Annotated in this window: 17 protein-coding genes and 1 tRNA gene; 12 read left to right on the top strand and 6 right to left on the bottom strand. The window is 71.6% G+C overall.

Features of this window, described 5'->3' with window-relative positions; translation table 11 throughout:
• Nucleotides 1-90: 90 nt before the first annotated feature.
• Nucleotides 91-1,677 carry a PP2C family protein-serine/threonine phosphatase gene (locus QOM21_RS17750; protein ID WP_407551265.1) on the bottom strand — a complete coding sequence of 529 codons (1,587 nt, stop codon included), beginning with the start codon at nucleotides 1,675-1,677 and terminating at the stop codon, nucleotides 91-93.
• A gap of 652 nt (nucleotides 1,678-2,329) precedes the next feature.
• On the opposite strand from QOM21_RS17750, the gene QOM21_RS17745 reads away from it, so the two are divergent.
• Nucleotides 2,330-3,040, top strand: a complete 711-nt coding sequence (locus QOM21_RS17745) for a bifunctional DNA primase/polymerase (protein ID WP_407551263.1) — start codon at nucleotides 2,330-2,332, stop codon at nucleotides 3,038-3,040.
• A 209-nt stretch (nucleotides 3,041-3,249) separates the two neighbouring features.
• Complete coding sequence (locus tag QOM21_RS17740) at nucleotides 3,250-3,912, top strand: hypothetical protein (protein WP_407551261.1); 663 nt, start codon at nucleotides 3,250-3,252, stop codon at nucleotides 3,910-3,912.
• Between the two features lie 360 nt (nucleotides 3,913-4,272).
• Here the strand turns inward: QOM21_RS17740 and QOM21_RS17735 are convergent, their stop codons facing one another.
• From QOM21_RS17735 to QOM21_RS17725, 3 genes are all read right to left on the bottom strand, one after another.
• Nucleotides 4,273-5,244 (bottom strand): DUF5926 family protein, encoded by a 972-nt coding sequence (locus tag QOM21_RS17735; protein ID WP_407551259.1) that lies wholly within the window; start codon nucleotides 5,242-5,244, stop codon nucleotides 4,273-4,275.
• Between the two features lie 387 nt (nucleotides 5,245-5,631).
• Nucleotides 5,632-6,303, bottom strand: coding sequence for an ATP-binding protein (locus tag QOM21_RS17730; protein ID WP_407551257.1), 672 nt, complete (start codon nucleotides 6,301-6,303; stop codon nucleotides 5,632-5,634).
• 53 nt (nucleotides 6,304-6,356) lie between these two features.
• The gene (locus QOM21_RS17725) at nucleotides 6,357-7,202 is read right to left on the bottom strand and encodes a glycerophosphodiester phosphodiesterase (protein ID WP_407551255.1); all 846 of its coding nucleotides are present in this window, start codon (nucleotides 7,200-7,202) and stop codon (nucleotides 6,357-6,359) included.
• A 285-nt stretch (nucleotides 7,203-7,487) separates the two neighbouring features.
• On the opposite strand from QOM21_RS17725, the gene QOM21_RS17720 reads away from it, so the two are divergent.
• The 4 genes from QOM21_RS17720 to QOM21_RS17705 all read left to right on the top strand — a co-directional run bounded on the left by QOM21_RS17720 (nucleotide 7,488) and on the right by QOM21_RS17705 (nucleotide 10,961).
• Nucleotides 7,488-9,065 carry a trypsin-like peptidase domain-containing protein gene (locus QOM21_RS17720; RefSeq protein ID WP_407551253.1) on the top strand — a complete coding sequence of 526 codons (1,578 nt, stop codon included), beginning with the start codon at nucleotides 7,488-7,490 and terminating at the stop codon, nucleotides 9,063-9,065.
• Nucleotides 9,066-9,107: 42 nt separating this feature from the next.
• Nucleotides 9,108-9,194: transfer RNA gene (locus tag QOM21_RS17715), tRNA-Ser, on the top strand.
• Nucleotides 9,195-9,846: 652 nt separating this feature from the next.
• A complete protein-coding gene (locus QOM21_RS17710) occupies nucleotides 9,847-10,467 on the top strand; it encodes a hypothetical protein (RefSeq protein ID WP_407551252.1) in 621 nt (206 codons plus the stop codon).
• A 311-nt stretch (nucleotides 10,468-10,778) separates the two neighbouring features.
• The gene (locus QOM21_RS17705; RefSeq protein ID WP_407551250.1) at nucleotides 10,779-10,961 is read left to right on the top strand and encodes a DUF6381 family protein; all 183 of its coding nucleotides are present in this window, start codon (nucleotides 10,779-10,781) and stop codon (nucleotides 10,959-10,961) included.
• A 35-nt stretch (nucleotides 10,962-10,996) separates the two neighbouring features.
• On the opposite strand, the gene QOM21_RS17700 is transcribed toward QOM21_RS17705, so the two are convergent.
• Nucleotides 10,997-11,452, bottom strand: a complete 456-nt coding sequence (locus QOM21_RS17700; RefSeq protein WP_407551249.1) for a hypothetical protein — start codon at nucleotides 11,450-11,452, stop codon at nucleotides 10,997-10,999.
• A gap of 194 nt (nucleotides 11,453-11,646) precedes the next feature.
• Between QOM21_RS17700 and QOM21_RS17695 the strand changes: the two genes are divergently transcribed.
• From QOM21_RS17695 to QOM21_RS17685, 3 genes are all read left to right on the top strand, one after another.
• Nucleotides 11,647-12,252, top strand: coding sequence for a TlpA family protein disulfide reductase (locus QOM21_RS17695; RefSeq protein WP_407551247.1), 606 nt, complete (start codon nucleotides 11,647-11,649; stop codon nucleotides 12,250-12,252).
• Between the two features lie 291 nt (nucleotides 12,253-12,543).
• On the top strand, nucleotides 12,544-13,041 hold the full coding sequence (locus tag QOM21_RS17690) for a GNAT family N-acetyltransferase (RefSeq protein WP_407551245.1): 498 nt from the start codon (nucleotides 12,544-12,546) through the stop codon (nucleotides 13,039-13,041).
• 155 nt (nucleotides 13,042-13,196) lie between these two features.
• The gene (locus tag QOM21_RS17685) at nucleotides 13,197-13,967 is read left to right on the top strand and encodes a class I SAM-dependent methyltransferase (protein ID WP_407551243.1); all 771 of its coding nucleotides are present in this window, start codon (nucleotides 13,197-13,199) and stop codon (nucleotides 13,965-13,967) included.
• A 153-nt stretch (nucleotides 13,968-14,120) separates the two neighbouring features.
• Here the strand turns inward: QOM21_RS17685 and QOM21_RS17680 are convergent, their stop codons facing one another.
• Nucleotides 14,121-15,113, bottom strand: coding sequence for a bifunctional DNA primase/polymerase (locus tag QOM21_RS17680; protein ID WP_407551241.1), 993 nt, complete (start codon nucleotides 15,111-15,113; stop codon nucleotides 14,121-14,123).
• A gap of 418 nt (nucleotides 15,114-15,531) precedes the next feature.
• On the opposite strand from QOM21_RS17680, the gene QOM21_RS17675 reads away from it, so the two are divergent.
• From QOM21_RS17675 to QOM21_RS17665, 3 genes are all read left to right on the top strand, one after another.
• Nucleotides 15,532-15,837, top strand: a complete 306-nt coding sequence (locus QOM21_RS17675) for a hypothetical protein (protein ID WP_407551239.1) — start codon at nucleotides 15,532-15,534, stop codon at nucleotides 15,835-15,837.
• 204 nt (nucleotides 15,838-16,041) lie between these two features.
• Nucleotides 16,042-17,199 (top strand): acyl-CoA dehydrogenase family protein, encoded by a 1,158-nt coding sequence (locus QOM21_RS17670; protein ID WP_407551237.1) that lies wholly within the window; start codon nucleotides 16,042-16,044, stop codon nucleotides 17,197-17,199.
• A complete protein-coding gene (locus QOM21_RS17665; protein ID WP_407551236.1) occupies nucleotides 17,196-18,248 on the top strand; it encodes a bifunctional MaoC family dehydratase N-terminal/OB-fold nucleic acid binding domain-containing protein in 1,053 nt (350 codons plus the stop codon). The genes QOM21_RS17670 and QOM21_RS17665 overlap by 4 nt, the downstream gene beginning before the upstream one ends.

The raw sequence follows: 18,248 nt of genomic DNA, 5'->3' as shown, positions 1-18,248 counted from the left end.
TTCCATCGTATGTGCGGATCGAATGCGGTCCAGGGGGAGGAAGGTGTGACCTCTCCGGCGATCCGGCCATCGAGTGCACGGACGCCCCGGCTACTCGTCGAAGCGGGCGGCCAGGAGCACCACGTCCTCCTCCGAATCGGGCTCGTCCAGGCCCTGCGGGAGCATCGTGCGCAGGATGTGGTCGACGACCGCGTCCGGGTCGTGGCGGCTCCCCTTCGGTACGCCGGCAGCCGCGGAGTGCAGCCGGGCGAAGGCGCGGTCCATGGGGTCGCCGGTGCGGTGCAGCAGACCGTCGCTGTAGAGCAGCAGGGTCTCGCCGGGTGCCGGGCCGATCTCCACGCTCGGCGCCTCCCAGCAGGCGAGAATGCCCAACGGCGCGGACAGCGAGGTCTCGACGAACTCGGCGCGCGTATCGCCGATGATCAACGGTGGGCAGTGGCCGGCCCCGGCCAGTACGAGCTTGCGCGGGGCGGGGGCGCCGGCCGGCACCGAGCGCGCGGGCGGTCCGCCCGGTGCGCCGGGCGGCGCCTCGGCGTAGGCGAACAGGGCGGTGGCGCTGCGGGCCGGCTCGGTCAGCCGCAGCAGCAGTTCGAGGTCGGAGAGCACCGCGACCGGGTCCTCGCCCTCCATGACCGCGTACGCGCGCAGTGAGGCGCGCAGCCGTCCCATGGCGGCCACCGCGCTCGGCCCGGAGCCGGTCACCGAGCCGACGGCCAGGCCCAGCGCGCCGTCCGGCAGCGGCAGCGCGTCGTACCAGTCTCCGCCGCCGCGAGGGCCGGTGCTGTGGCGTACCGCGAGCCGTACGCCCGGGACCCGCGGCAGCCGGCTGGGCAGCAACTCCTCGCGCAGCGTCCGCGCCACCTGCCGGCTGCGGTGGAGTTCGAGGAGCCGGGCGAGATGTTCGGAGGCGTGGGCGCGGAAGAGCCCGATGAGGTGCCGCTGCCGTTCGGTGGGCGCGGCGGGCTCGTCGTAGAGCCAGACGGCCGCGCCGATCCTGCCGATCGGGTCGGCGGTGATCGGGACGGCGTAGCTGGCGGCGTAGCCGAGGCGGGCGGCGACCTCGCGCAGGCGGGGGTCGAGGTCCTTCTCGCCGGGGATGTCGGGTTCGGAGATCTCGGTGCGGGCGTCGCCGGCGGCGGTGTCGCCTCCGCCGCGGGCTTCCTCGCCCGCGCCCGGTTCCGGCAGGCCGTCCAGTATCCGCGCGTACGACAGGGCGCGGCGCGGGATGGTCTCGATGTGGCCGATGTCGGCGTGGCCGAGGCCGAGGCCGATCGAGGTCTCCGGCCCGAGGCCGTCGGCCGGTTCGAGGACGACCAGGCCGCGCTGCGCGCCCACCAGGGAGGCGCCGGCCCGCAGCGTCTCGTGGAGGGCGTCCTCCAAGGTGCGGGTGCGGGCCAGCCGTTCGGTCAGGTCGTGAAGCGTGGTGAGGTCGGAGAGCCAGCCGGCGAGCCGGTCCTGGACGGCGGCGAGCTGATCGACGGGCGAGATGTCCGCGGCGAGGTCCCCGGTGGTGTCCGGGCCTGAGCCCGCGGCGGTTTCGGAGGGGGATGCCGCCGGCGTTCCTTCGGCATCCGCGGAGTCATCGGAGCCGGTTGCGGCAAGCGGATCGGCAGTGTGCGCGGGGGTGGGAAGTCCTGGTTCGATTCCAGCCACTTTCGGCACGTGGGAGGAGGTCATGGCCGACGGCTATCGTCGTATCTAGTATTGCCGCAGGTCAGACCAGAATTTGGTTGGGAGTGAAGCGTTTTGTTGAGTGGTGTTGTGCGGTTTGTTCGACCGCTCAATTTCCTCAATAGCATTGCAAACCCCCATGTCCTGCTGCTCCGCTATCAATGTCTCCACATCTACACGCACCGACGACGTGATGTCCAGCATTGTCCCAGGGGGCTTTACGGTGTCAGCCAGGTCTGTAGATTGGCCTGAAAATGGCCCCCCAACCGTCAATTTGAGGTCGACTGGCGGCGATCGACAGCGCGTCATCTCCACAGTGGCGGGTACGTACTCGGAAAGGTGCGGGGCCAGTTGGGGCCGCACCGGAACTCTCCGGCGGGCACGGACGTCTCACACGACGACGACCGCGACGCACTCCCGAGTGGCGGGATTGCACCACCGCACAGCAAGCGCCATGCGCGCGCCACCCCCCGCCACGTTCCACGCTCGGCGTACGGCGTGATGCGCTGCATTTGTACACGCGGTGACCAATGATCCACGTGGCGTGTTCGACCCCGGGTTGCTTGACCAGGTCGCATGAAACGCCACATAGCGGCACGAACCGGTATGTAGTGCGATGGACATAGCCCTCGGCGTTAACGGAAAGGAACGAGCGCTCATGCGCGAGATCCTCGGAAGGCGACGCAAGCCCCTGTTCCGGCGCGGCGGAAGGTCGGCACTGCTCGGTGCGGCGCTCCACTGCGCCACCGAGTGGCAGTGGCCGGTGCTCCCGGGTGTCGGAGTGCGGTCCGGAGGCCGGCAGTCGGCCGGCGGTCGGCTCGGCCTCGGAGAGCGGGGCACGAGAGAGTGCAGCTGTCCCGACCCCGACTGTGTGGTGCCCGGCGCACACCCCTTCGACCCCGGCCTGCTCGCGGCCACGACCGACGCGCGCATGGTGCGCTGGTGGTGGACCAACCGCCCGGACGCCCCGATCGTGCTGGCCACCGGCGGCAGCGCGCCCTGCGCGGTGAGCCTGCCCGCCGTCGCCGGCGCCCGCGCGCTGGCCGCCCTCGACCACTTCGGCGTCCGCCTGGGCCCCGTGGTGGCCACCCCCACCCGCTGGTCGCTCCTGGTATCGCCGTACGACCTGCCGGAGTTGGGCGAGCTGCTGCACTCCCGCGACTGGGTCCCCAGCTCACTGCGCTTCCACGGCGAGGGCGGCTATGTCGTGCTCCCGCCGTCGCAGATCGGCGCCGGCGCGGTGCACTGGGAGCGGCCGCCGGCCGCCGGCCCGGCCGCGCCCTGGCTGCCGAAGGTCGCCACGATCGTCGACGCACTGGTCACGGCGAGCACCAGCGCCCCCGACGGGGGCAGCCGACTCGCGTACTGACGCGCGGGACCGCACCGGACCGCCTCCGGACCGGGCCGTGCCGCGTGCGTGAGCGGCATGGCCGGAAAGAACACGCGGGCGTTCACCCGTCCGGGTGTGAGCGGCACGCACCACTACGGGAAACGGGTGTCTGCGGCCCCGGGACCACCCCCGGCGCCCGGTAAGTTCGGCGGACCGTCAAGCCGCCACCGGTGGCACATCAATCGCAGGTGGTCCCCTTGCAGCGCGCCCCGAAGTTCCGCATGATCGCGCTCGCCGGCACGGCCGTTGCGGCCATCGCCATCCCGCTGGCCGCGGCGACCGCAGGCCCTGCGGACACCCTGGCGCCGGGCGCACGGAACGAAACGGCCGAAGACGCCGTCCGGCCAAGCGAGTCGGGGCATTCCGCGAAGGGCGCGAAGACCGGCAGGCCCGGACACGAGGGTGCGCCCGCCGGGCCCCGAGCCAGGGGCGAAGGCGGTGTTGTCGGCTCCGCCACGCACCGCGAGGCCCGCGACGGCACCCTCGGTGACCTGGGGCTGCCGCTGCTCTCCGACGACCGGCGCATCTCCCGCTGCGGCCCCGAACTCACCTCTCCCCAGCGGGTCCAGGCCCAGACCTGCGTGCTCGCCGAGGACGGCGCGACCTGGGCGCGTACGTACTACCGAAACCGTACGGGTGACCCGCTGCGTGCCGTGCTGACACTGCTGCGGCCGGACGACAGCACTCTCCAGGTGCACTGCACGGTGCCGGTGGCGGACCGGCCGGGAATGTGCGAGACGCCGACCGGCGCGACCGTGCACAAGAGCGGGGTGCCGTACGGCGCGGTGGCGGAGTTCGCCGACGCTGCGGGCGAGCGGCTGCTGCTGCGCGCGGGGAACAACTCCGCGTAGCGCGGCGCCGATCCGGGCCGGTGAGCGCTGGTCGGGCGGCCGCGGGCCTTGAGCGGCAGGGGTGTGGGCGAGCGTCCCGGGAGGTAATCCCCTGTGATCAGGCGGGAGTTCGCACGGCGCGCGCAGCGGTGCGGCAGCACGGGGGCGGGTGCGGTGGCCCGGCCGGGAAGGACGTCCGGCACCGGGCATGGAAACGCCCGGTCGCTGGCGACGGGGGATGCACCAGCGACCGGGCTTTTAGAACCGTAACAAGAGATCGGCGGTTCGCAAATTCGATCGTGGATTTCCGGACGCCTATTTACCGGCTGGTAAGGGGGTTGTGACAGGAGTCACTTCCGCGGGCGTCCGGAGTCGTGACGATCAGCTCAGGGTGACCTGGCGGTTGGTCAGGCCGCCACGCGACCTGCGCTCCTCCGGGGTGAGCGGGGCGTTCGAGGCGAGGGCCTCGGTGAGCCGCTCGGCGAACGCGACGGCCGGCCCCGCGACCTCGTCGGCGCCCATCGCGGAGGGCAGGTCCCAGACCGGCACGACCAGGCCGTGCGCCCGGAACGAGCCGACGAGGCGGGTGCCCTCGCCGAGCGAGGAGGTGCCCGCGGCGTGCAGCCTGGCGAGCGCGTCAAGCAGCTGCTCCTCCGGGTAGGACGTCACCCAGCGCAGGTGGTTCTTCTCCGGGGCCTCGCACCAGTAGGCCCCCTCCAGGCCGGGGATCCGGGCCGTCGGGAGGGCCGCGGCGTTGGCCCGCTCCAGAGAGGCCGCGACGTCGCCGGTGGCGTTCTCGGCGTCCTCCACCCAGAACTCGAAGCCGCTGTGCACGGTCGGCTCGAAAGTCGCGCCCGGGTCGAGCAGATCCTGCAGCCGCGGTCCGTCGGCGGAGGAGCGGCGGGCGGCGACCGGAGTGCCGGGCTCCGCGGCCAGCGCCCGCTGGAGCGTGTCCGCGAGGTCGCGGCTGATGTCGCCGGAGGCGGTGTCGTTCTGCAGGCCGAGCAGGACGGCGCCGTTGTCGCGGCGCAGCGCCGGCCAGGCCATCGGCAGCACCGTCGCGAGGGTCACCGACGGAACGCCCTCCGGCAGCCCGTCCTTGAGGGTCAGCTCGACCGTGGCGGCGGGCACCAGCTCACGCAGCGCCACCCAGTCGCACTCGCCGGGAAGCCCCTCGAAGGGCCGCTGCACCAGCTCGGTGACGGCGTGTGACGCGCTCCGGCCGTGACAGGCCTTGTAGCGGCGTCCGGAGCCGCACGGACAGGGCTCCCGGGCGCCGACGACCGGGTAGTTCCCGTCGGCGGCTGTGCCGTGTGCTGCGGCCTGGGTCTGGGGGCGGCGCTTCTTGGCCATGCGACGGTGTCTCCTGGTCGTTCCTGGGCGTACGGACGCGTTTCCGCGCGAGCCTAGAGGAGCGTGGCCGTCCATGGGTGTGCGGGAGCCTTCAGGTGGGCGCGTCCGCCCCGGAGTTGCCGTTCGCGGGCTCCCCCGGAAGGAGCAACCGCGGAGCCCGGGTCACGCTGCCGCCGTCCCCGGGGTGCCCGCGCGGAGTCCGGTGCAGGGCCGTACGGCAGGGATGCAGGGCGTGATGGTGCTCCCGTGCACGTACGTCGCAGCCCTGCGGATTTCCCGTACCCGAACGGTCCGTCCTCTGCGTGTGGCTGCGCGCTGTGCGTAGCCACACGCATGCGTCACCCCGGGATGGACGCGCGCGTCTCGCGGCTCCCGGGGCCGGCGTCGCTACATCGGGTCGTCGAAGTCCGCGAAGGCCAGCTCCGGCGGCAGGCCGGAGGCAAGTCCCGCCACGAGCGAGGGCGGGAGCGCGGATGACAGGTCCAGACGTGTGGCGAACGCGTCCGCCAGGCTCAGGACGGCCCAGACCGTCACCTCGCCCGGAACGGATTCACGGACCCCCCAGTCCTTCGCGAGGGACCGGATGATCGCCAGACCTCGGCCACCGCGCGCCGTCACCGACGGAGTGGCCGGAATCGGTCGGGTCGGGCCGCCGCCGTCGGTGACCGCGACGGTCAGCCTGCCGTGTCCGTCGATCTGCCACGAGGCCCGGATGGACCCCGAGGAATAGACGTCCGAGACATCTCTTACGGAATCCGGTGAGCCGTTTTCGTATATCGGACGTGCATGCCGACACGAATTGCTCAGTAGTTCCGAGAGGATAAGGACCGCGTCATCGACGACCGTGTCCTGAACTCCACTTGCCAACAGCTCTTCTCGCATGCGCCGCCTGGCCATGCCTACACCCATTGCTCCATGGGGTACGGCCATGATCGACGACGTCGGCACCTCTTGTGCCACCACCAACGCCACCCCCGAGACCTCCTTTGCCCCACGCCACGGGATGAATGCCCCAATGGACTGGACCGGAAACCGGCCAGGCGACACGCAGTGACGCACTCGGAACAATCGGATACAGGCCGAATGCGCCGGTGCACACCCTGTGATGAGCCTTAGCCAAGGCCGAGTTGACTACGTACCTGTTTGGGGCGATTTGTGATGACAGCGTCCACGCCCAACTCGCGGCACAGCTCCACATCGGCCTCCTCGTTGACCGTCCAGACGTGCACGCGATGGCCCGCGCGATGGGCCTTCTCGACGTAGTCGGGATGCGCGCGCAGGATCCGTACGCCCGGGCCCGCGATACCCACCCCGGTCGGCAGCCGGCCATCGCGGTAGCGCGGCGTCAGGAACTGCATGAGGTAGACACCGGGAATGTCCGGCGCGACGGCGCGCACGCGGTGCAGGGAGCGTGCCGAGAAGCTCATGACGCGAACCGCCGGCGGCTGGTCGGCGGGCATGGCCGGTTTCGTGTGTCCGAAGCGGCTGAGCAGCTCGACCAGCCGCTCCTCCACCTGACCGGCCCATCGGGTCGGGTGTTTGGTCTCGATGGCCAGCTCGACCCGGCGGTCGGCGTCGGCGACCAGCTCCAGCAGCCGCTCCAGGGTGAGCACGGAGGTGCGCTCGGGGTCCTCGTGCTGCCGGTCGGGGGCCTCGTTGTCGTCCGGGCCGGCCTTCCAGGATCCGAAGTCCAGGGTGGCCAGATCGGCGAGCTCCAGTGCGGAGACGGCACCGCGTCCGTTGGAGGTGCGGTTCACCCGTCGGTCGTGGACGCAGACCAATTGGCCGTCGGCGGTCATCCGGACATCGCACTCCAGCGCGTCCGCGCCGTCCTCGATCGCCTTGCGATAGGCGGCGAGCGTGTGTTCCGGGGCGTCCTCGGAGGCACCTCGATGGGCTACGACGGAAATGGCGGAAGGACCCGGACGGGCGTCCTGGGCGGGGCGTGCATAGGTCACCGCGTTATCGTGCCACCCACCACCTCCGGGCCGACGCCCGGCCGGTGGCTGATGCGCACTACCGAGGATGCGCCGGTTTTGTCCGGCATAAAGGATGAGGTCACAGTCACAGCCTCGGCTTACGGCGTCCTGACGCGGCGTGGGAAAGGCTGGGAGACCGAGACTCGCCTGTATCGCCGGGATCCCCAATCCTGGAGTACCGGGTTCCGCATCCCTGTGGACAAAGGAACCGGACGAGGCCCCGGGGCCGTCGGCCGGCACAGTCGTGAAGCTGAGGAGAGAGCTGTGAGCACCGAGAACGAGGGAGCCCCCGGCCCGTCGGAGGCCAGGCCGCCGACGGGGCCGCAGGCATCGGACAGCGCCCCCGCGTCCGCCTCCGGCGCCCAGACTCCGGACGCCCCGCCCGCGCCGTCCGCTCCTCCCGCGGCGCCCCCGCCGCCGGACTTCGCACCGAACGCCGCCGGCGCCCCCGGTGCCCCCGTTGGCGGTACGCCGTCCGCCGGGTATCCGGGCGACGACCGCGCGGCGTCCGACACGGCCCGGATGCCCACCACGTCCGGCGGACCCGCGGCCTCCGGCGCACCGGCGTGGGGCCACCCGCAGCCCGGAGCCCCGGGCGCGCCGACCGGTCAGATGCCCGCCTACACCACGCCGCACGGCTCGTCCGGCGGCAGCTGGGGCGCGCAGCCGCCCTACGGAGGCGGCGGCGACCCCTGGGGTGCGCCCGGCGGCCCCCCCAAGAAGCGCAACGGCGGCCTGATCGCCGCCGTCCTCGCCGCGGCGCTGGTCGCGGGCGGCGTCGGCGGCGGTATCGGCTTCTGGGCCGCGGGCCGCGACGACGGCACCTCGACGACGGTGACCGCCTCCGGCGACCCCGAGGCGCTGAACCGCAAGCCCACCTCGGTCTCGGGGATAGCGCAGAAGGCGCTGCCCAGCGTCGTGACGATCGAGGCGCAGGGCGCGACCGGCGAGGGCGGCACGGGCACCGGCTTCATCTACGACAAGCAGGGACACATCCTCACCAACAACCACGTCGTCGCCGGCGCGGCCGAGGGCGGCGGCAAGCTCACCGCGACGTTCTCCAACGGCAAGAAGTACGACGTCGAGGTCGTCGGCCGGGCACAGGGCTACGACGTCGCCGTGGTCAAGCTCAAGAACGCCTCGGGCGCCGCGCTCAACCCGCTGCCGCTGGGCAAGTCCTCCAACGTCCGGGTCGGCGACGCCACCATCGCGATCGGCGCCCCGTTCGGCCTCTCCGGCACGGTCACCACCGGCATCATCAGCGCCAAGGACCGCCCGGTGGCCTCCAGCGACGGCGGCGGCACCAGCGCCTCCTACATGAGCGCCCTGCAGACCGACGCGTCGATAAACCCCGGTAACTCCGGTGGCCCCCTGATGGACGCCGGCGGCAACGTCATCGGCATCAACTCCGCCATCCAGTCGGCCGGCAGCGGCGGCGGTATGGGCGAGCCCCAGCAGTCCGGCAGCATCGGCCTGGGCTTCGCGATCCCCATCGACCAGGCCAAGCGGGTCGCCCAGGACCTGATCAAGACGGGCCGGCCGATCTACCCGCAGATCGGCGTCCAGGTCGCCATGAAGGACACCGGCAACGGCGCCACCATCGCCCAGACGGGCAACGACGGCTCCGACGCGGTCACCCCGAACGGCCCTGCCGACAAGGCCGGCCTGAAGCCGGGCGACACCATCACCAAGCTCGACAACACGGTGATCGACAGCGGCCCCACCCTGATCAGCGAGATCTGGCAGCACAAGCCCGGCGACCAGGTCACCCTCACCTACAAGCGCGGCGGCCAGGAGCACACGGCCGAAGTAACCCTCGGGCAGCGCACGGGCGACAAGTGACGCGCTAGTCTGATCCCGCGACACCGTTCACCGGCGTCGCGGGGAGGCTTGCCCGAGCGGCCTAAGGGAACAGTCTTGAAAACTGTCGTGGCGGCAACGCCACCGTGGGTTCAAATCCCACAGCCTCCGCAGAGGTCAGCGAACTAGCTGGTCAGAAGGGGTGCCCGAGAGAATCGGGCACCCCTTCTGCGTTCGTTCTGTCTCACCTCGGTTCGCGTGTATCCCGCCTGTGACCGGCGCGCGCGGCCAAGCTGCGGCCGGTCAGCCGGCCAGCCGGTCACCTCCGTCCAGCTCAGCCGGTGCGACCGCCTTCGAGGGCGCTCGTAGCCGGACGGCTGTGTACTCCGCGATCGGATGAGGGTGCGGTTGCGGGTGGGGGTGAGTACGGGGATGGGGGTGGAGCGAGTGGTGTTGCGGGCTCGCCGTTTCAACGCACCTGCCCCGTACGGCCTTTCGCCGTTCGTTCACCGGGGCCGACCTCTGCCGGCGCAGAGCGGGGATCCGCTCATGGACGTGAGGAAGGGCTGCCTAGTGGCGGGGGGCCTTCCTGGGGCCGAGGCGGTGGCTTGTTCGCCGTCTGCACACCCGGCTTCGGGGGCTGCGCTTCGGATGGCTGTTGTCGGTTGGGGAGTTGGGGAGGGGCGTCGCGGCCGAGGTCGGGGCGTGCTTCGGACGGTCCGGGGTGGCGCATTAGTCGTCTGTTAGTGGAACGCCAACTTGATCTTCGAAGCTTGGTGTCGTCCGGGAACGAGACGAGAGAACAGAGCAACGGGAGTACACGATGAACACCGCCACCGTCACCAACCGCCTCCGCGGCCGCGCCGGCCGCCGTATCGCCGTCGCTGTCGTGGCAGCCGCGGCGCTGGGCATGGGGGTCACGGCCTGCGGGGAGGGCTCCGGGGCGGCGGGGGCCTCGGGCTCTTCGGCCGCGTCCGACTCGAAGCAGGCGCCGCCCTCGGCGCAGCCCACGGGCGGCTCCTCCTCGGACGGTTCCGGCTCGCAGGGCCAGGCCGGCGGTGAGTCCGCCTCGGCGTCGTCCGCCGCAGGGGGCGGCGGCGAGTCCTCCTCGGCCGGGGGTGGCGGCGTCGCGCACGCCGGTAACCACCGCACGATCGTCGGCAAGCTGGAGTACCTCGCGCCCGGCAAGCTGATCGTCAAGCCCGAGGGCGGTGGCACGGATCAGGCGTTCTTCGTCGCCAACGCCACGAAGATCCTCGGCGCGGCCTCGATCTGCTCGGACGACTCCGGCAACGTGTCCATCGGCGACGACGGCTACGGCACCTTGAAGTGCACCGTGGACGAGTTGGAGAAGGCCGCGAAGACCGGCAGCGTGACCGTCCGCGTCACCATGGACACCAAGTCCGGCGCCGGTGAGACGGTCGAGGAGAAGTACCACCCGTAAGCCGCGCTCCTGGCGGCGACGGCACTGTGGGCTGACGTCCCACAGCTAGCGTCGAGGTGAGCGAAGTAGCTGGTCAGAGGGGCGCCTGAGGGGATCGGGTGCCCCTTCTGCGTGCTGGGGACTCCTCGCCGCCGCGGCCGGTTCCGGCGGAACGGCGTAGTGCTCGGCGTGGCCTTCGTGGGGCCTGGCGGTTGTCCGGGGCGCGGTTGCGGGTGGGTGTGGCTGCCTGGTGTCGGTGGTTCGAGATGCATGGGGGCGCAAGCGCTGGTGTCCTGAAGTGGTCAGTTGTCTCTCCACTTCGGGGAGTGATCATGAGTGAATTCGACCATGGTCGTATTCAGCAGATGCGTGCCAAGGCAGAGGAGCTGAAAGAGGCTGCGGAGCGGGCCACCGACCCGGATGCGCGAATGCTGCTCAAGGCCAGGGCCCGGATGCTGGAGCAGGAAAGCAAGCAGGCCGACGACAAGGGGGACCTCGGAAGGGGGCCCATGTAGTCCTCGTGCGTCCCCCATTTGCGGCGGGTTCGACCTCAGCCGTCGGTGGGGGGCCTTGCGGTGACGGTTATCCGGGCTGCTGTGTTGTCGGAGCGGGTGTCTTTGCCGGGGGCGGCGGGGTGCTCGTAGGCGACGGTGATCAGGCGGTGGGTGTTCCCGGTGTCATCGCTGTAGGTGGTTTCGAGGCGCGTGACGTTCTGGGGCTCGGCCTTGATTTCGTACGTTCTGAGGAAGTCGCGTACGCAGGAATCCTGGCTGCCGTGCACCCGGTAGCGGAGGACTGCGACGCCATTCTTGCTGTGTGCGGATGTCGGGACGTAGAAGCGTTGGGCCGGCTCGTGTTGGTCGTGGTGCATCCCTGCTTGCCGTTCCACCTGCTCCGCGGCCCTGGTGGCAGGCGTCGGCAGGAGGGATATGACGCCCCAGGCGATGACCGCCAGGGCGAACAGGGCGCCGCCTGCCCGGAAGGCGCGGCGTGCGGTGGTGGGCACTTGTGGGTTCTCCCTTCTGCTTCATGGCAGGACGTGCCACACGGTGGAAGGGTTCCGAGAGGCGGCCGGAGACTTCTCCGGTGAGGGTTTCCGGGGGGTGGAGATTCCTTTGTGGGCCGGCCTGTTGGGGCGGAGTGGCGGTCTGCCCGGCCCGCGTGAATCCTTGTTCCCGGCTCGTGCAAAACTGCTGAACCATGAGTGCCTGCCGCGTCCTCAACTTCCCCTCGCAGTACTGGAGTAGAGCCCTGCTTGCGGGGGTTGCCGCGCTGAGCCTGAGCGCCTGTGGCGGCGCGGAATCGGACGACGATTCCCGGGCGGACTTCGTGCGGGGGAAGGGCGGAGTGGGCACGATTCCCGTGGCGGACCGGAAGGCGGCTCCCGATATCTCCGGTTCCACCACGCGCGGTAAGCCTTTGGATGTCGCCGACTACAAGGGCAAGGTCGTCGTCCTGAATGTGTGGGGCTCGACGTGTGGCCCGTGTATCGCCGAGGCGCCGAACTTCGCCGCGGTGGCGAAGGCGAGTAAGGGCCGGGACGTCGCGTTCGTGGGCATCAACGTCGGCGACGCGGAGAAAACGCAGGCCGTCAGCTTCGAGGAGCGGCACAAGATGCCCTACCCGAGTCTGTTCGATCCGACCGCGAAACTGCTGCTGCGCTTTCCCAAGGGCACGCTCAATGTGCAGGCGATCCCGGCGACCGTCGTCCTCGACCGCGAGGGTCGGCCCGCCGCCCGGACGCTCGGGGCGCTGGAGCAGGACGAACTCCGCAGGATGATCGCCCCGGTGATCGCCGAGAAGTGAGCCGTCCGGCCGGTGATCGCCGAGAGGCGGGCCGTCGGCTAGGTGGTCGCCGAGATGTGGGCCGTCCGTCCCGGCGGTTCCGCTGCCGGTCGTGTCTGCTGGTGGGCCTACGGGCACGAGGAGCGGGTGAACCCTGGCGGCGGCCGGGCCGCGATGACGTTGCGTACAGCCTCCGCGGGCTGCAAACCTGCAGGTGATGGCCCCATTTTTTGGGGCGGCGGTACACGGCCGGGTGGCCGCGCCCGTTTCGGGGGCGCGGCGGCCGGGAGCCGGTGAGAGGGAGTGGGCGCGATGGGTTCGCGGGGTGCGGGGGCGCGGGGCCGGGCAGGCGCCGGGGTGACCATTCGGCGGGCGGTGGCCCGCGACGCCAAGCGAATCAGTCGCATGGTGCGGGGTTCCGGGGCCTACGAGGGCCTGTACGCCTCGGCGGTCGACGGGTACCGGGTGGGGCCGGACTACGTCGAGGCGCACCGGGTGTTCGTGGCCGTGGATGACGAGCGGGACGGCCGGCTGCTGGGCTTCTACTCGCTGGTGGTCGATCCGCCCGAGCTGGACCTGATGTTCGTGGCGGACCAGGAGCAGGGGGCCGGGATCGGACGGCTGCTCATGGAGCACATGCGGGAGGAGGCGCGCCGTGCCGGTCTGGCCCGGGTGCGGGTCGTCTCGCATCCGCCCGCGGCCGGTTTCTACCGGAGCATGGGCGCCCGGCCCGGTGGGACGGAGCCCGCGAATCCGCCTGGCGTGCGGTGGGAGCGGCCGGTGTTCGTGATCGACGTGGCGGAGGAGTAGACCGGTAGGGGAGGGGCGAGGCGGGGCGTGACGGGAGGGCGCCCCTGGTGGGTTCCGTGCCCGCGGTCCGGGGCACGCGGCGGGACCGGGGGCGATCGTGGCACCGCGGGCGTAAATCGTTGGCCCAGCTGAGCTTTTGCCGTGAATATGTAGGTATGGACCGTACTTTTGAGGATCTGATTGCCGAGGCCGAGTCGGTCTCCGTGGCGGGCTGGGACTTTTCCTGGCTGGCGGGGCGGGCCACGGAGGAGCGGCCGTCGTGGGGATACCAACGCTCCATGGGCGAGCGGCTGGCGAAGGCTTCGGCGGCGCTGGACATCCAGACGGGCGGCGGTGAGGTGCTGGCGGGGGCCGCGCCGCTGCCGCCGGTGATGGTGGCCACGGAGTCCTGGCCGCCGAATGTCGCCAAGGCCACCGATGTGCTGCATCCGCTCGGCGCCGTCGTGGTGGCCGACGAGGACGAGCCGCCGCTGCCGTTCGCCGATGCCGCCTTCGACCTGGTGACCAGCCGCCATCCGGTCACCGTGTGGTGGTCGGAGATCGCCCGGGTGCTCCGTCCCGGTGGGCGGTATTTCTCCCAGCAGGTCGGTCCTGCCAGCGTGTTCGAGCTGGTCGAGTTCTTCCTGGGGCCGCAGCCGGAGGAAGTGCGGCGCGCCCGCCACCCCGAGGACGCCCGGCGGGATGCGGAGGCGGCCGGACTGGAGGTGGTCGACCTGCGTACGCAGTCGCTGCGGACGGAGTTCTTCGACATCGGGGCCGTCGTCTACTTCCTGCGGAAGGTGATCTGGATGGTCCCGGGGTTCACCGTCGATCAATACCGCGATCGCCTGCGGGAATTGGATGAGCTGATCCGCCGGGAGGGGGCGTTCGTCGCGCATACCACCCGTTTCCTGATCGAGGCGCGCAAACCGGAGACCGGTGCGTGAGCAGGAGCCGGTCGCGCAGGCCGGAGTCGGGGCGCGTGGCCCGGAGCAGGACCTGTGAGCGGGAGCCGGGCGCGTGAGCCCGGTCGCGGCGCGTGAGCGGGAAGGTGTCGCGTGGGCCCGGCGGCCCGGTGTGAGGTGTACGCCGGGGCCGCCTCAGCGGCGGGCGGCCGAGGCGAGTGTGGCGCGGGCCTCCTGTTCGGTGAGGCCGGTGTCGCGGGCGGCGGCCAGGAGGCGGGCGGAGAGTTCCGGCCCGAGGCCGCATTCGTGGGCGCGGCAGGCGGCCCAGAAGAGGCGGGCGTTGCGTTGGCCGGCCGGGGAGCTGCGGACGAAGCGGACGAGGGCGCCGGCGGGCTGGGGCGGTACGGCCTGCGGGGCGTCGGGGCGTGCGGGGGCCGCGGGTGATGTGAGGAGGGTGAGCAGACCTCGGGGCGCCGGGGCGGGGTGCTCGGGCGTGCGGGGGGCGAGGACGTAGCGGCCGTGGACGGTGACGGATCCGGGGCCGACGAGATAGCCGCCGGCGCCGCGGATGTCGATGCCCGGGGCGAGGCGGCCCACGGAGTTGGGGACCCGCGGGGCCGGTGGTGACGGCGGACCCGTCAGCCAGAGGTGGCGGCCGCCGCTGGGGGTGAGGACCGTGACGGTCGGCGGGAGCGGGAAGCGGTGGGCCTCGGCGATGAACCGGAGGGCCGTGAGGCTGTCCGCGCCGTTCTTGGTGTCGAGGTCGATGCCGATGAGGTGGTGCGGCGGCAGGCCGCAGGCGATGCCGTAGCCGGTGGCCCAGGGGGCGGCGGCGAACAGTCTGCGGATGTCGAGGGGGTCGGTGGTGGCGTCGTGCACGCCGTGACCGGGGCGGCCGCAGGCGCCCCGGCAGGGCGGGGACTCGGGGTGGCCGCGGTGCGGGGAGCGGACGGCGGGCAGCTTGGTGCGGGTCAGCGGGATGACGGCGTAGCCGCGGGCGGCGGCGCTCAGGGCGTGCGCGAGGGCGGCGGCATGCGCGTCGGCGGGTGCGAGGAGGAGCGGCGGGGAGCCGGGGCTTTCCGGAGCTCCTTCCTGGGTGTCTTCCGGGCGTGGGGTGGTGTCCGCTGCCGGTTGGGTGCGTGGGGTGGGGCCCGGGGGCGGTTCCGTATGGCGTCGTGGCGTGGCCATGGATCTATTTTCGTACGAATGTTCGATGAAGGGAAGGGGGGTAGGCCGCGCGCCGGGGGTGGGCCGAAAAATTCACGGTCGCCGCTGCCCTTGCGGGAAGCCTCCGACCGGGGCCGGGGTATGGCGGAGGGGGGCAAGAGGGGCGCGAGTGGGGGCGCCGAGGCGCGGTCCGGGTTTACGCGGGGTTCCTCATGCTTGCGAGGGAATCGACCTGTCCTGACGGGTTCGCCGGGGATTCGGTGGGCAATCCTGAGTTCGCGACGTCGAGACAAGCACTGCGGCAGGTGGCCAACTGCTCGGTGAACAAACGGAGTTCCTGCACTTCAAGAGCTTCCAAAGGGGACGCAGGCAGCGTGGGCGTCTCCGGATCGATGAGTTCCAGCAGGTTCCGAAGTTGTGTTCCGTAGGAGGAATAGACATGGCAAGCACCCGTACCGCCCGCGTCATCGCCTTTGCGGCCGCCGTGCCTTTCGCGGCCGTCCTTTTCACCGGCGTGGCGCAGGCCGACAACGGCGGCCTTGCGAACAACGGGTCGAGCGCGGCATCGACGAGCCAGTCGGGCTCCGGTGTCGGGGGTAACAACAACGGCAACTCGACGTCCACCCAGCAGGTGGCCAACGGGCCCGGTGCCTCGAACCAGAACAACACCGCGAGCGTGAACGGCTCCGGCTTCACGCGCATCGACCAGGCCAACGAGACCGTCAACTTCAGCAACCTCTGGTGACACACCCCGCCGCTCGGGGAGGCGGCGGATGACCGGCGGGTGATGCGAGGTTCGGCGCGGCGGTGAATGGGGCTGCTCTGGGGTCCGCCGCGCCGACCTTGACAGCGAGAGGGTTTCTGACGGACAGTCAGAAACCCTCTCGCTCGTTCGTGCGCCGGGAGGCCGGCGCCCGGCGTCCCGCCACCTGAAGGGGAGGCCACCGACGTGCACCTCGCCCCTACCGCGCGACAGCGGCAGCTGCGCACGGAACTCCGCTCCTACTTCCGGGAGCTGATGCCGGACGGCCCGGTCGAGGACCCCGCGCAGCAGCGCGCGGTCCGCCGCCGCATCGGTGCGGACGGCCTGCTGGGCCTCGGCTGGCCGACCGCGTACGGAGGGCAGGGCCGCGGCCCCGACGAACAGTTCGTCTTCTTCGACGAGGCGTACCGCGCGGGCGCACCGGTGTCGATGGTCACGCTGAACACCGTCGGCCCGACGCTGATGGCCTACGGCACCCGGAGCCAGAAGGACTACTTCCTGCCGCGCATCCTCAGCGGCGACCTCGTCTTCGCGATCGGCTACACCGAGCCGGAGGCGGGCACCGACCTCGCCTCGCTGCGTACGCGGGCGGTCCGCTCGGGCGGCGACTGGCTGATCGACGGCAGCAAGAGCTTCACCAGCAACGCGCAGCAGGCGAACTGGATATGGCTCGCCTGCCGCACGGATGCGGAAGCGCCCAAGCACCGCGGCATATCGATCCTCCTCGTGCCGACCGACGCACCGGGGTTCGCCTGGACGCCGATCGAGACGGTCGGCGGGCTGACGACCACCGCGACGTCCTATGACGCCGTCCGGGTGCCGGCGGGGAACCTCGTCGGCGAGGAGAACGCCGGCTGGCAGCTGATCACCCACCAGCTCAACCACGAGCGGGTGGCACTGGCCGCCATCGGGATGCAGGCCGAGGACGCCTTCGACGCGGCCCTCGCGTACGCCACGACCCCGGACCGTGCGACGGGGCGGCGGCCCGCGGACCGGGCGTGGGTGCGCTCCCGGCTGGCCGAGGCGCACGCCCGGCTGGCCGCCACCCGGCTGCTGAGCTGGCGGCTGGTGGGCGACGTGGGCGCCGGGACGCTCCACCCCGGCGACGCGGCCGGCGTGAAGTTCGCCGGGACGGAGAGCACGGTCGAGGTCTACCGGATGTGCCAGGAAGTGGTGGGGGACGCGGGCCTGGTGCGGGCCGGTTCACCGGGTGTCTTCGAGGACGGCGAGCTGGAGCGGATGAACCGCGCGGCGCAGATCAACACCTTCGGGGGCGGGGTGAGCGAGGTGCAGCGCGAGATCGTCGCGACGATGCGGCTCGGCATGCGGAGGGGGCGCCGGTGAGCGGGCGGAGTGCGGAGCGGGGCCGGGGAGCACGGGCGGACGGAGATCCGGACGCGCTGTACGCGAAGCTCAAGCGCTTCGAGGGCCGGGCGACGGCCACCGCCGGGGTCGGCAAGGACCTCGTCAACGAGCCGATGATCAGGCACTGGTGCGAGGCGATGGGGGACGATCACCCGGCCTACCGCGGGCCCAATGCCGTCGCCCCGCCGACGATGCTGCAGGCATGGACGATGGGTGGCCTGTCCGGGCACACCGACGGTTCGGCGGCGTACGGCGAGCTGTCCGCCCTGCTGGAGGACGCCGGATACACCTCCATCGTGGCCACCGACTGCGAGCAGGAGTATCTGCGGCCACTGCGTCCCGGGGACCGGATCACCTTCGACGGGATGATCGAGTCGGTGTCCGGGCGCAAGACCACCAAGCTGGGCACCGGGTACTTCGTGACCACGCGCATGGATGTGCGGGCCGACGGCGAGCTCGCCGGAACGCATCGCTTCCGCGTCCTCAAGTACGCACCGGCCGCCGCGCGAGCGTCCGGCCCGGCGTCCGCGGAAGCGGCAGGAGCCCGCACGGCCACCGCGCCCGGAGGCACCGCGGCCGAGGCGCCCGCGCCCTCGGCCCCCAGGCGCCCGCGGCCGGTCGTGAACCGGGACAACGCCGGGTTCTGGGAGGGCGTCGCCGCGCACCGCCTGCTGATCCAGCGGTGCGAGAGCTGCGGGACGCCGCGCTTCCCGTGGCTGCCCGGGTGCAACGCCTGCGGGTCGCCGCAGTGGCGGGCCGTCGAGGTGAGCGGTCAGGGGTCCGTCTACTCGTACGTGGTCATGCACCACCCGCAGTTCCCCGCCTTCGCGCGCCTCGGCCAGGGTTCCGACGCGGCCGGCCCTTACGCGGTGGCGCTCATCGAACTCGTGGAAGGGGTGCGGATGGTGAGCAACGTGATCGGGGTGCCGTACGACAAGGTGCGCATCGGGATGCCGGTACGGCTCGAATTCCTGCGCGTGGACGAGGAATGGGAGCTTCCCGTCTTCCGGGCCGAGGGGGAGGGCTGA

This window comes from Streptomyces sp. Pv4-95, assembly GCF_045782725.1.
GTDB lineage: Bacteria > Actinomycetota > Actinomycetes > Streptomycetales > Streptomycetaceae > Streptomyces.
This window is presented reverse-complemented; position numbering and strand designations above follow the sequence as displayed.

Excerpts from the sequence above, each read along its gene's own strand:
- QOM21_RS17680 (WP_407551241.1), bottom strand. The coding sequence starts at position 15,113 with ATGGCCACGCCACGACGCCATACGGAACCGCCCCCGGGCCCCACCCCA.
- QOM21_RS17750 (WP_407551265.1), bottom strand. The coding sequence starts at position 1,677 with ATGACCTCCTCCCACGTGCCGAAAGTGGCTGGAATCGAACCAGGACTT.
- QOM21_RS17690 (WP_407551245.1), top strand. The coding sequence starts at position 12,544 with ATGGGTTCGCGGGGTGCGGGGGCGCGGGGCCGGGCAGGCGCCGGGGTG.
- QOM21_RS17685 (WP_407551243.1), top strand. The coding sequence starts at position 13,197 with ATGGACCGTACTTTTGAGGATCTGATTGCCGAGGCCGAGTCGGTCTCC.
- QOM21_RS17710 (WP_407551252.1), top strand. The coding sequence starts at position 9,847 with ATGAACACCGCCACCGTCACCAACCGCCTCCGCGGCCGCGCCGGCCGC.
- QOM21_RS17675 (WP_407551239.1), top strand. The coding sequence starts at position 15,532 with ATGGCAAGCACCCGTACCGCCCGCGTCATCGCCTTTGCGGCCGCCGTG.
- QOM21_RS17735 (WP_407551259.1), bottom strand. The coding sequence starts at position 5,244 with ATGGCCAAGAAGCGCCGCCCCCAGACCCAGGCCGCAGCACACGGCACA.
- QOM21_RS17705 (WP_407551250.1), top strand. The coding sequence starts at position 10,779 with ATGAGTGAATTCGACCATGGTCGTATTCAGCAGATGCGTGCCAAGGCA.
- QOM21_RS17745 (WP_407551263.1), top strand. The coding sequence starts at position 2,330 with ATGCGCGAGATCCTCGGAAGGCGACGCAAGCCCCTGTTCCGGCGCGGC.
- QOM21_RS17695 (WP_407551247.1), top strand. The coding sequence starts at position 11,647 with ATGAGTGCCTGCCGCGTCCTCAACTTCCCCTCGCAGTACTGGAGTAGA.